The organism is Chitinophaga sp. H8, assembly GCF_040567655.1.
Lineage (GTDB): Bacteria > Bacteroidota > Bacteroidia > Chitinophagales > Chitinophagaceae > Chitinophaga > Chitinophaga defluvii.
Window position 1 is genome coordinate 2,311,968 of sequence record NZ_JBEXAC010000002.1, and the last position, 13,029, is coordinate 2,324,996.

Sequence of the window (13,029 nt, forward strand, 5' to 3'; positions counted from 1 at the left end):
TCTTTAAAATTTTCCTTCTCTTTCCTGGAAATGAGTTGGTTTATTAGAGATCTTTCCTCCTTGTTTCAGCCATTCGGCAATCATCCGGATCATTTCCATGAGGGAGACAGATGGGTAACCAAATAGACTAAAAGCCTCTGCGGAATTACTGAGCAAAGCAGTCGGTTGTTCTTCGCCACTGAATACCGGCGGAAGATTGAACAGCTTACCAAATTCCTTTGCTATCCATCTTACAGATACCGTTTCCGGACCTGAAACGTTTAATATCTTTGCAGGTGTGCTGCAGTGGAGCAGCGAACGGATGGCGATTTCGTCTGCATCTTTTTGCCATATCACATTTACATGCCCCATGTGAAGATCAATTGCAATACCTTCTTTCACGCATTTTGCAATTTCAAGTAATACGCCATAGCTGACATCATTGGCATAATTTAACCTATAAATGAGTAATGGCGTACCATTCTTCAAGGATTTATATTGAAAGAGCCGTTCCCTTCCAAGGCAGGATTGTGCATATTCCCCAACTGGAGCAGCAGCAGTTTCTTCTGTCGCGCCACCTGCAATAACCGGGGTTAATGGATATACATTACCTGTAGAAAAAACAACAGTTTTTGAATGTTTGAATTTTTCTGCTACCAGCCCGGGCAGAAAACTATTCATCGCCCATGTTAATGATTCATTGCCAGTGGTTCCGAATTTTGTTCCAGCGAGATATATCACATTTGGCACTTCAGGTAAGGATGCCAGTTGTTCAGGTTCCAATAGATCCACCTGAAACGTTTTGACGCCATATTGTTTTAATTCAGCCTCAAGGCCAAACTGAGAGAATCTGGATGCGCCGTATATTTTCTTTTTCAGGCCAGCAACGGAAATAGCATCCATTGCTAATTTGGCCATAGAAGGTCCCATTTTTCCTCCAACCCCCAGTAAGAGAATGTCTCCATCAATTTTTGAAATGTCTTCGATAAGTGCATCTGAAGGCTTCAGTAGCTGCTTATAAATATCATTGATCTTGGTCATGCTATGAACTTTATAGAAATATTTAAAAGAAGAGTTTTTGAATATTTAAACCGGCCAAGATAAATACGAGGACAAGCCCCGCTATCGCAGCGATATTAACTGACAGTGTATTTTTATGTTTGCCCATGATAGATATATCATTGCTAACAGCAAACATGGCTATCCCGATCAATGGTACGATCAATACCGTGATGCTTTGTGCAAAAACGATCAGTTCAAGTGGAATATGTCCAAAAAGTATGGCTATTGCCGCACCGATAATTATGATCAAAGCAATGAAGCTTTTGGCTTTCGGGGAATCCATACTGCTGCCATAGCCAAGGGAGTCTGCCAATAAAGTTCCTCCTAGTGTAGCATTGCCGATAAGGGAAGAGAAAGACGCGCCAAAAAGACCTATCAAAAAAAACATTGTGGCCTGTTTGCCGAAGAGTGGTACAAGTGCGCGACCCATATCTGCTGCAGTATTCACCTGTATATTGTTGGCATGAAGAACAGAAGCGGCGCAGATCATTACAATGATGCTCATTAATCCAAGTAGTAGGATACCTGTAAGACTTCTGTCCTTTATCTCATTTCCGTTTTTATTATTCCTGGCTCTTTCTTGTACAAGATAAGATTGATAGAATGCACCTACCAATGAAAAGCAGGATGCGATAAATGCAATGATTAAGCCCTGGGAACCTTTTGGTACCTGGGGACGAAGGCCTGCCAAGCTTTCTGATATGGAAGGGCGTGCTACGATACAGGTAACCAGGAAAGAAAATAGCATAGAGATCACAATGCCTATCATTACAACTTCAAGAATCTTATAAAAACGCCGGAAGAATAACAGGCTTATGCCTATAAGACTAGAGAGGATTACCCACAAGCCAGTGGAGGTACCCGTTAGTTCAGCCAATGCTACGCCAGATCCAATGGCATTGCCTGCCTGAAACGAAATGGTTACCAGAAAAATGCCTATGCCTATAATCGCCGAGAATTTACTGCCCCATTTTAACTTAATGGTATTTAATAGTGATTGTTTAGTGGCCATCCCTATTCTGGCTGCCATAGATGTGAAAATGGCCATAAAGAATATGGCAACAGCTACAATCCATAACAACGTATATCCAAATTCAGCTCCAAGCTTAGTAGTAATAGTCATTTTGCTGGGTCCAAAAACCACTGCTAGCGTGATTATACCGGGAATAAGGGAGCCGCTCCAATCTTTCAATTTTGATGACATGTGTACTTGTTTGGTTGATTAAAGTGCTTGTTTGAATACAAATATATTATTGTTTTGTATACAAAAATAGTTTTTTTATGTACTCAAAAAAATAAGTGAGGTTTTGGCAGGGTGGGATCTTCCAATTGAACTAATTTTATCAGCAACTATTACTTCTTTCATTAGTGATAATGGTGGGTATCATTTTTACAAAATCGATTTTAGGTCAAAGAGTCTTACTAGTACTGAGTAGTCTAATCCAATGCAATAGCAGGAAGAATCGTTGGTGTAATAAACCCAGATAGTTTCATTCAAGGGAATAGTAGTCCTCATAAATAATTATTCATTGAGCTGGATTTGGGTCAACGATTATTTGTTTGAAGTTCTTTTATTTTACGTTATTCAATTAGGCAATAAGAGCTTTTAGGACATTTTTGTATTCTCTTTGCAAATAAGTATCATATTTGGGAGAATAAATATGTTTCCCACTTGAACTTGACAGCAAGTTAATGGGATCTCATTTTTATTTGTTTAGCCAATACCAATCAGCGGCTCAATCATTTACGCAATAAGCTAAATGACTGAGTACTTATTTATCAACTTGATAATAAGCATAGCATCAATAGGATTAAGAAATGAATTCAGCCTATACTTGTAATATGTAATAATTATTTATGTAATTATCCATAAATGGCCTAAAAATAGATTAAACAGTCTGTTTAAATACCTTTAAAGACATTGTGGTAAATCAACAAAGACCTGTAAATCAGCTATCAATTGGTTAGATAATTTCCCTATTCTCGCTACGAATGTTACACATAATTGGAAAGGTTACCAAAAATGGTAACCTTTTTTATTTTTATGATTTTGCGTTTCAATGAATTATACTGTTTTACATCGTCAACAGAAATTTGCATCGCTAGATTATATCATATCAAATTCAAAACCTCAGTTTCATAATGTATTAATTTTCAAGCTAAATTGGTTCAACTCCTGTTCAGGGGTATATTATGGAAAAAGTAGGGAATTGTCTGATCTTCTATAAGCCATTTTATATTGATACATCATATTCTACGAAAGGTGAAGGTCCTTACTTTTTGAATGTAACACGTTTTGTTGAACCATTTCCATTTTTTTTATGCGCATATTTTTCCTGAAAGTAGCTCTCTACAACTAATTCTACAATAAGATATGCTAATTGCTCTTGGGACAGTTGTAATTTCTCCTTTGAAATAAGTCCTTCTTTGAAGTTGTCGTCAACAGTTATATTCATCATTTATAATTGGCCTATAGAAACATGAGAGAACTGGTTGGGTTTTTAACGAGTGGAAATTGGCGATTTAGTTTAGCCGATGAAAAAAATAACTAAAGTCCAACTTTGGCAAAATGAAATCTTTTCAACTCTGGACTTAATCAATTATTGTGAACAAAATAGTCCTCATAGTCTGGCGTATGATTCATGTAATAGAATTGATATAAAATATAGTGATGGTATCTATAAAACCTCTTTCTCACTCAACTTAGTAGGAGTATTAAATAAGTGCAGGGCTAAATACAAATATACAGAAGAAGCTTTAGGACAATTTGAGCATGAAATGGAGCGTGAAAATCAAACTGATGCTAATCTTTAGTTTAGTAGCAATGTAGTAATAACCAGCTGTATTTTATTCTTAAAAATATATGCGATGCAAATGAAGAGAAACAATGGAGGAAAGAAGAGCTTTTCATTGCCCATTCATCTGAGGTATCGACGGCTAATCTCTAGAAGTTTTGCGAAAAAGATATAGTATCCGATCAACGATTCTGTGAATGGGAGGCTTAGTAGGTGTTACATTGTCATAGAAGTACGGATTTATGACTTCAATTTTTGTATTAAGCTCCTGAGATAAGTGATCTATAATTCCGCTAGGATCATATGTTTCCTGGAATTTTGTCAGACACTTAAACGTTTTACGCACTTCATCCTCTGGCATCTCTAAACCAATTGTGGGAATATCGACTTCAATTGGGGCGGTAAATGTGTTGGGAGTTTGTTTGGATATATAGTCGATGCCAAACACTTTTTCTGCCTGGTACATTCTATTGGCCAAATGTAATATTTCCCATCCTGGCCATTTTTCGTGCAACGCCAACAGAAGATATCTTACTATGGATGTTTCATTTTCAAACTCCCATGCCCAAAATCCAACCTGTTTTTTTTCGATGTCCATTATTACAAAACCTTCCATCCAAACCGGATCCATTAGGTCATCGGCCAATGTGCAGGCTTGCACGTACTGTAAGAAAGCCTTTTCACCTAAGTATAGGTCTGATGGAATGGTGTTAGCTCTCCAGTGATGGTAGTAAATTTTAATGTTGTCGCCGTCTTTAATAATGTAATTAGCCCGTTGTCCCATTCGGCTACTTTTAATACATAAATACAATATTTTCGGGGATGTAACAAATTGGCGAATAAAGTGAACTGTTATTTAAGTTTAACTAAAGTACTTGCCTTTACCAGTATCTTCACTCAGCAGACTAACTAATTCCAGGCGGGGTAAATTACTCCCAAATGAATAAGTTTTATTTTATAGACCTCTTTCGAAGGTCTAATAAAAATGCCGCCATTTTTAAAATTGGTTCAAATGAGGGCTCCTTCCCGCTACAAGGATTTTTTAAAAGGCTTTCAGGCGTTGCTTGGAAGCCTTTTTTGGTTCAATACTTTTTCCAAAGAAAAAAATTCAAGATCTTTACGATGCCATTTTTAGGCCCAGTCGCCAGTAGTTGACAATTCCCAAGGATGTAGTCGACCGGAGTAATATTATTATTACCACGCACCCGTAGGGGGATGACATGGCGGTGTTCAGTAAGTGACTTAAAGTAGCTTATGAATGTGGTCATGGGTTGAAACCGAACTTCCCAGAACTTCGGATTGTGAGGCCTAAATAATAAGTCATGGCAAAGAAAAAACTTAAGACTGCCGTAATCGGTTAGATAATTTTTCTGATCCCATTATAAGGGAAAAGACTTTCATATATTATCTGAGAGCTTTTTTAATTATACCCATTAATTAGATTTACCACTACCTGGACAATAATATCCTTCTCCTCTGGCTTGCTTTCTGCAATCATTAACGTCAATGCAACCAGTGCATTGTCCGCAATCCGTTTAGACCCATCTTCGCGGTAAAGAATATTGTTCTTTTCAAGGAACCAAACGAAAAGAAAAGCTGCAATCCGCTTGTTCCCGTCCGAAAAAGAGTGATTTTTAACAACGAAGTACAGAAAATTCGCGGCCTTTTCTTCAATGCTGGGATATAGTTCTAGCCCATCAAATGACTGATAGATGGTTGCAATCGAACTTCTGAAAGATTCATCCTTTTCATTACCGAATAGGCTACTACCTCCGAATTTATCTTTTAGCCCCTGAATGGCTTTCATGGCTTCTTCATAAGTGGCTGTGAAAACCTGTTCTTTATGTGTGGCTTCGATTGTCAGGCTACGATGGTCGTATTTATCCAAAACGTCCAATGCATAGGTATAATCGGTGATGATCTTTAATAACCCGCTTGTTTCGTCACTGGAGAGCTGCTGAGAAGCATCCAACACGTTACCCATGAGGCGGACTGTTTGCTTGAGAGCGGCTAATTGCTTACTTTCTTCGTTCAACCGTTTTTCGTTCAGTGCATATCCTTTAACCAGGTATTCTTTCAAAACCTTGTTTGCCCAGATACGGAATTGGGTGCCGCGCTTGGAACTTACCCGATAACCTACCGATAAAATAACATCAAGATTATAATGTATTATCTTTCTTGTAACTTTCCTTTTACCCTCTTCTTGAACTACCGAAAAATCCTCGGTAGTTGCTCTTTCTTCTAATTCTCCATCAGTGTAAATATTTTTAATATGAAATCCGATAGTATCGGTATCCTTGTCAAAGAGTTCAGCCATAAGGCGTTGTGAAAGCCATAAGGTTTCATTTTCAAGTTTGACGTCAATAGCGGTTTGCCCGTCTGGGGTTTGGTATATGATAATCTGATTGTTAACCATCAGTATTTCTTTGTAATTAATCCATTGGAAAGTATGATTCTATTGTAAACATAAATAATTATATTCGTATAGATACCTTTAGGTGCATACCAGGGGAAATATTTTAATAAATTATCAACCCTGGTAATGGCCAAAAAATAGATTAAAATAGCCTATTAAAAGACTTTAAAGACATTCTGGCAAATCATCGAAGACCAATAAATCAGTTATCAATTGGTTAGATAATTCCCTTATCCTCGCTACGAGAAAAAAGCCGAAAATTCTTGATAAAAGAGTTTTCGGCTTTTCGTTTAGGAGATGTTTTGTTTGAATGACCACACTATCATTCAAATAAAACATCCATCTTCAGACTGTTCTGAACAAGCGAATTCGAGTAATTATTTTTGTTCAGCCCAAAAGTTGTTATCATAGTTAGAAAAATTGCTTTGCGCGTTTTTGTTTCCTCTTTAAAAATGCCAATCTTATTTCTCAACTCTTCCGCATATTTTTTGTGGATTGCAAAATTATTAATCGAGAATTTCATTTCACAAATATTGATCACCTGATCAAGCCTGTCAATCATCAGGTCAATTTGTGCACCTGTATCTGTACTGGTGCTTATCCATGATGACGTAGTTGTTTGCACACCGCTGATACCTAGTGCCTTTTTTATTTCTTTAATGTTGCTCGACCTGTTTTTTGAAGCATGGGAAGGAGGGATTAAAAAGGATCCATCTACCTTCAGCTATTATTTTGTGACTACGGGCCTAGCTTTTATGGCTTTGCTTGCCTTTAGTATCCTGGAAAGATATGGCTACCTCCGGCAGCTGATCTATTTCCTGGCACTCAATGGCAAAAATCCAATGGTGGCTTATACAGCGGCATCATTGTTGGGAAGGCCAAACCACGCAGCGCCGGACGTGCTTTTTAGCCAATCTGGTGATCGTTTAACCGGAGAGAAAGGCAGTATTACCTTTTGTGCAGCCTGTTGAAGAGTTCTTTCTGAAGATCTTCGTTTTTCAACCCATTGAGCTTCTCGGTATCTATTTCATAGAAGTCCGATTTATTGCCTAGTAAGCCTATTACGTATATATGGCCAGCCTGAACTGGCTCTCCGGTTTTGGGGTGCTTCTTGGACAGGGTTACGTTAACATCTTTAATTTTGACATGCAGTGAATATAACGAAAATAGAGGATACCGGCAGGAATATTCAAATCTGGATGGAAGTTTGCTGATTAAAACAGTATCTAAAAAAGGGCAGCCCTCTCAGTTAATTATTGAGGTGGCAGCTTTTTCTATTGGCTACACTTGATAAGAAAACACAAAAAAGATGGGTAATTGTTTAAAAAGTATAGGTTTAAGTGGGCACATTGTATTATCTATGAATTGGTTTTAACCTATATTTTTTTAACTATCATATGACGATATCCCTTATATCTATTTGTGCTGTTCAACATCACGATGAAAGCACCTTTTGTGCACCTCCGCAAAGTGGACTTGCCTTTTCTATGGCACTCAATTGTCATGTTGCCGGCTTTAAGATGAATGAGAAGGGGGCGCTGTATGAGAATGTTGTGCCCTTCAGAATAATATCTCGCCTGAGTAATATTCACTCGCAATAGCAGCAGGAGTTGGGAACTAATACAGATTAGTTCAAAAGTTTATTACAGATCCACAAAGAAATACATCTTTAAGCCTTTCCTATGCGTAAAATTAGCTTCTATAAAATCAGCCTGGAAATTATACTAGCCCTTTTGGTGATCCTTTGGATCTATACCGGCCTAACTAAAATGATTAATTACGCAGATACCAGGTTCCAAATGGGGCGCTCTCCTTTTATAAAACCAATTGCGGGGTTGGTCGCAGTAACTTTGCCAGCCTTTGAGGTAATGGTAGCTGGGTTATTGGTATTTAAACGTACCAGGCTATTAGGTTTATATGCCTCATTCTTTTTAATGTTATTATTTACCGGGTACATTTATGCAATGTTGCACTACAGTTATTATGTTCCATGCAGTTGTGGTGGAGTGTTGGCTATATTATCCTGGAATCAGCATTTGATCTTTAATATTATCTATACCTTATTTGCATTGTTCGGTGTTATACTTCAAACCAATCTTTTTGAACCATTTAACCTGATGAGTGACCCGAAAACTACAACGGCGTCATAAATACCTGTCCATACAAAAATGTAACTACTTAAATTTTTATTGCAATAAACAGGTAGTCTATTCCTGTAAAATAGGCATGAATGATTCGTTTATTTTAAAAACTTAATCCTTTAAGCATGAAAAATTTAAAAATTGGTTTCGTTTCAATTATTGCTGTGCTGACAATCTGTCTAACAGTGGCTTCTCAAGCTGGGGTATTTAATGCTTCTTTGAAAAGAGCCAGTATACCTGATGGTTGTTACAAAAATGTTATTAATAACCTGGGAATGCACTTTAATAGTGGTGATGATTGTCCACTTTTTTTACCATTTAATACGAATGTTGACGATGGTAACGCAACTAACCTTTTACCTAATCCTGAGGTAAACTGCGCTACGCCAACAACTCCACTTTGCTGCGTTCAACTGAAACATGGGGTTATGCAGTCATTTGTTTGCGGTACAGCACTGCAATAAATCAAAAATGATTAAAATACCAACCACAATGAAGTGGTTGGTATTTTAATAGCTACGTTTCAAGCCATGTTTAAATTTATAGGAATGAAAAAAAGGATGTACATCAATCTATTGATCATTACAATAGCAGTGCTTGCTATATTATCCGTACTAGTGATAAATGCGGAAAAAAGCATTTTGCAAACTAATGGGTTTAAAAGGTCTTTTCTACAAATTCCCAAATTGATTTTTTCAAGTTCAGGTAATTTGCCTGTTAAAAGCATATGCGGAATGACGGATTCTAAATTCTTCTTTTCAGCTGCTGACCCCAGAATTATGTTTTCATTTGATCAAAAAATAAAAAAATGGGATACGAGCTATTTGGTATTCCCGATTAATGAAAAAGTACTTAGTGCATACAATATTGTAAGTGATTCCATTGGTGCAACTTTATTTGCCGGAAATTACGGATTGGCTTTTTTCTCACCGTTTAATGCAAAGGATTCGACACAAACAGTAAAAATAAAATTCAAATCACCGCTGTTCACCAGATCGGCAATAATATCGGATAACAGTATTGTACTTCGTGCCTTGGATTCTTCGAGACAGATTCAACAATTTGTAAAGGCGGAGAAACATACAGGTGAAATTTTAACAACATGGAATCCATTCAACGAAATGAATGATGGCGGGTTTTCTACAGATGGAATTTTAGAGTACGATAAATCTACCAGCCGAATATTATATGTTCAATATTATCAGAATCGCTTTTTCTGTCTTGATAGTAATCTTAATCTTTTATACGAGAGGAATACAATTGATACTACCAATACTAATAAACTAATTACACGTAATACCGGAAAAACAGGAGATGGAAGCATCACGCCTGGCGTTCCATTATGGCAAACCAATACACTGATTACTGCTAACAACGGATATATTTACATCGGCTCTTCGTTAAAATCTGAAAACGAAAATGATGCTGATTTTGATAAAAATACCGTGATTGATATATATAAAATGTCCAACGGGGACTACTTTAACAGCTTTTACATTCCTCATATAGAGGGACATGAAGTTAATCAGATCCGGGTGGTAGACGATATGATAGTAGCGCTTTATACAGGGCAAATAGCGATGTATCAATTGGAGGGACTATTGCATTAGGTGCAAATTATACTTTTACGCACTCATATTTATCCAGGTAAGCCTGATCGACATCTGCACCAATACCTGGATGTTCGCTCAGCTCGAGCGAACATCCCATTATAAGTAGCACCACCTATTACAGGGTCAACTAGTTGTCCGAAGTGATTGTTATGGTCGATGTATTAATCATACCCACAAATTTACCCAATTATACCCAATTCTACGAGAAATTGCAAGGAGTATTCTTGATCAAGTTCGCCAAATAACCTCGCTTCCAGGCAGGACTGTTTACATGCTATGTAATTCTCTGAATATTAAAACGTCCACTTCCCGTTCAGCTTCTATAGCTTTCAATCCATAAAAGGATAAATGTTTATTCAGCTCAGCTAAATTATTATAGTCAGGAAGAATCATTTTGCCTTTAAATCCGCTTTCATCCACTGCAATTGCAAATTTGCCAGAGTAATCAAGAAAAAAACATAAAGGTGCACTCCCTTCTACGTTCATTCCTTCCTTTGGCATGTTCTCTGATTTTGCAGGGGGACCGTTTTGCTGGATTACGGTACATTTACGTACCTTCTTTCCCCAGGACACTTCCATTCCCAAAAAATTATTTAAATCCTTTAACAGGAGGGATGCCTGTTCTTTCTCGCTCCGCCTTACCGTATCGTAGCGTTCATAACAAATGGCATTATTGACCATCCATTCATTCGGATTGCCTGATTCAGTTGGATGCTCGTATTTAGAAGAATCGCTTACTTCCCAAACCACCCTATTAGCAATGAGAAAATTTGTTTTCTGCATATGAAAGAATATGGAGGTATAAGCTCCTGCAACAGACATATTGTAAAAAGATGTTTTTCTGAACTGCGTCAATGAATCAAATTCAAATTTTAAACCCGTCTGCGGAACGCCATCTTTATACCTTGAAAGGGCAACACTTCCAATCAAACTTGAATTGGTGAGCGTTGTTGCGTCCATGAAATCATTTTTTCTGGGAAGCTTAATATTTCCTTTTGAATAAAGCTCGCCAATATTCTTTTGGGTGATAAAATCAGAATGGGTGATAGCCTGTACTTTTTCTTTATAAATCCATGCAACATGGGGAACACCCAGAAATGGAAAACTTTTTATAAGTGTCGTATCACTATAAATGATGGGTAACCTTACCTTATTTTCTTTTACAAGCTTATTAGTTTTAAAAAACTTTTCAATAGTTGCCTTGTCTTGTGGAGTAACAATGATAATTTCTACCTGTTGTTTCATTTTATCTTGTAACGCCTGTAGTTTTGGTAATGACTCTATGCAATTGGTGCAATAAGTAGTAAAGAAATCAAGTATAATTACTTTATCTTTAATCGCTTCTATCCGGATTGTTGGATTAGCATGCTGTATAACCCGGAAAGAAGGCCAATCGGGGATTTTTGCATTCATCTGTAATTCGCCGCTACGGTCAATCCCGCTATTTTGGGCATATGAAATTACTGAACAAAATACTGTCAAAATAAAAACCAGGTATCTATGCATAATACTATTATTTTAAAGTAAAGAACTTTATACAAGTCCCCTAAAAAACATTGACTATAGGTGAATGAATATTAAGGACGTTGCCGATCAAATCAGGCGATGCAATCAGTGCTCTCCCTCATTTGATCGACAACTTGCAGTAATTATCTTAACGGAGATTCTGCTCAATAGCAGATTCATCAATAACGGTCTGAGGAATCAGCACTGCATATTTAAGGCTGTTAGGGTCAAGGCGATATTCTTTTCCATCCATATAACGCAGAATAGTTTTAGCAAATCTTGCATCCGCGTTAAGGCGTTTTAAATCAGCCCATCTCCTGCCTCTGAACACAAGTTCCTTTCTACGTTCATTCAAGATGAAAGTGAGTAATAATTGGGGATCTGATTCAGTGATCTCAGGGCTTTCTCCGGGTAGATATCTATGTAAAAGCAGTTGTTCTATATCATCCTGTGCAATTGAAATACGGCCGGTGCGCGCTGCAGCTTCAGCTCTTATCAAGTGTATTTCGCTGGTGGATAATCCCACGAACGATGTTGAGTTAGTATTATCGTAGGAACCCTTAAACGCATAAGTTTTAGCATTAACGCCGGTATTTTCCTTAAAGAAAACCTTTTTTCTTAAATCATGCTGTTCATAACTCTTATATAAAAAGGTATCTATTTTTGCAAAGGATATACTCATTGGGCTACTGATAGGTGTAGTAGCAGGAAATAAAACTTCTTCATTAAATCGCTGAATAGGAAGTGATAGGGCTGTATTCAGAGAATTGAAATTTATCAGATCGCTTTTAATCTGCAAGGTGGAATCAGCATATAAATAGGCATTTTCATAATTCTGCATATCAAGATACACCCTAGCTAATGCAGCATAAGCAGCGGCTTTAGCCGGACGGATTTTATCTACTTTATTAATGGAAAGTAATTTTACCGCCGTTTTAAAGTCGCTAATTACCTGGTTATAACTTTCCTCCAGGTTGGCCCTGATTGAAACATAGTCCATATCAGCGCTTAACCGTAGCGGAATGCCTGGTGTTTGCGTAGCTGTACTTTTATTATAAGGCAGGGCAAAAACAGAAATTAGTTGTGAAAAAGCAAAACCACGATAAAAACAAGCTGCTCCAATTATATTATTATACTGCGATTCATTTTTAGCCGTTTTTGCAATATCATTCACAACAGATAAGATCTGGTTAGCCTGATAAACCACTTTATAAGAATTCTGCCATTGAAAAGGTTGGGAAATAGGTTGTTCCAACCATAAATAGGCATTTTTTTCATCAACATCCGAGATGGATTTTAAATTGATATCGGTAACATAATAATCATCTGCACTGATCTCGCCGAATGTAGGATACCTGGTATTTAATGTACTATAGTCATTTAACAATACCTCACAATCTTCCAGGGTGGTAGGAATAATCATATGCTTATCTGGTTTTAGATCCAGATACTTGGAACATCCGGTTAAAACAGCCGGCAACATTAATGCAATAAGAAATTTATAAGAAGCATTCATA

At 37.2% G+C, this 13,029-nt stretch carries 11 protein-coding genes; 5 read left to right on the top strand and 6 right to left on the bottom strand.

All coding sequences use genetic code 11. The features are described from left to right. Positions 1-3 precede the first annotated feature (3 nt). Together ABR189_RS23225 and ABR189_RS23230 are read right to left on the bottom strand one after the other, a co-directional pair. A complete protein-coding gene (locus ABR189_RS23225) occupies positions 4-1,020 on the bottom strand; it encodes an NAD-dependent epimerase/dehydratase family protein (protein ID WP_354662883.1) in 1,017 nt (338 codons plus the stop codon). A 22-nt stretch (positions 1,021-1,042) separates the two neighbouring features. Next, positions 1,043-2,245: an Nramp family divalent metal transporter gene (locus tag ABR189_RS23230; protein ID WP_354662884.1), complete on the bottom strand. Its 1,203-nt coding sequence runs from the start codon at positions 2,243-2,245 to the stop codon at positions 1,043-1,045. A 1,331-nt stretch (positions 2,246-3,576) separates the two neighbouring features. On the opposite strand from ABR189_RS23230, the gene ABR189_RS23235 reads away from it, so the two are divergent. Beyond that, entirely contained in the window at positions 3,577-3,855 is a 279-nt protein-coding gene (locus ABR189_RS23235) for a hypothetical protein (protein ID WP_354662885.1), read from the top strand. A 123-nt stretch (positions 3,856-3,978) separates the two neighbouring features. Here ABR189_RS23235 and ABR189_RS23240 read toward each other — a convergent pair whose 3' ends face one another. Both ABR189_RS23240 and ABR189_RS23245 read right to left on the bottom strand, forming a co-directional pair. After that, positions 3,979-4,620, bottom strand: a complete 642-nt coding sequence (locus ABR189_RS23240; RefSeq protein ID WP_354662886.1) for a hypothetical protein — start codon at positions 4,618-4,620, stop codon at positions 3,979-3,981. Positions 4,621-5,256: 636 nt separating this feature from the next. Then, entirely contained in the window at positions 5,257-6,252 is a 996-nt protein-coding gene (locus ABR189_RS23245; RefSeq protein WP_354662887.1) for a virulence RhuM family protein/type II toxin-antitoxin system death-on-curing family toxin, read from the bottom strand. Between the two features lie 659 nt (positions 6,253-6,911). Here ABR189_RS23245 and ABR189_RS23250 point away from each other — a divergent pair. The 4 genes from ABR189_RS23250 (at position 6,912) to ABR189_RS23265 (ending at position 10,003) form a co-directional block, all read left to right on the top strand. Beyond that, complete coding sequence (locus ABR189_RS23250; protein ID WP_354662888.1) at positions 6,912-7,223, top strand: hypothetical protein; 312 nt, start codon at positions 6,912-6,914, stop codon at positions 7,221-7,223. 711 nt (positions 7,224-7,934) lie between these two features. After that, positions 7,935-8,402: a MauE/DoxX family redox-associated membrane protein gene (locus ABR189_RS23255; protein WP_354662889.1), complete on the top strand. Its 468-nt coding sequence runs from the start codon at positions 7,935-7,937 to the stop codon at positions 8,400-8,402. A 116-nt stretch (positions 8,403-8,518) separates the two neighbouring features. Beyond that, positions 8,519-8,857, top strand: coding sequence for a hypothetical protein (locus ABR189_RS23260; protein WP_354662890.1), 339 nt, complete (start codon positions 8,519-8,521; stop codon positions 8,855-8,857). A gap of 84 nt (positions 8,858-8,941) precedes the next feature. Next, positions 8,942-10,003, top strand: coding sequence for a hypothetical protein (locus ABR189_RS23265; RefSeq protein ID WP_354662891.1), 1,062 nt, complete (start codon positions 8,942-8,944; stop codon positions 10,001-10,003). Positions 10,004-10,273: 270 nt separating this feature from the next. Here ABR189_RS23265 and ABR189_RS23270 read toward each other — a convergent pair whose 3' ends face one another. Next, entirely contained in the window at positions 10,274-11,512 is a 1,239-nt protein-coding gene (locus ABR189_RS23270) for a redoxin domain-containing protein (protein ID WP_354662892.1), read from the bottom strand. A gap of 148 nt (positions 11,513-11,660) precedes the next feature. After that, positions 11,661-13,028, bottom strand: a complete 1,368-nt coding sequence (locus ABR189_RS23275) for a RagB/SusD family nutrient uptake outer membrane protein (RefSeq protein WP_354662893.1) — start codon at positions 13,026-13,028, stop codon at positions 11,661-11,663. Position 13,029 lies beyond the last annotated feature (1 nt).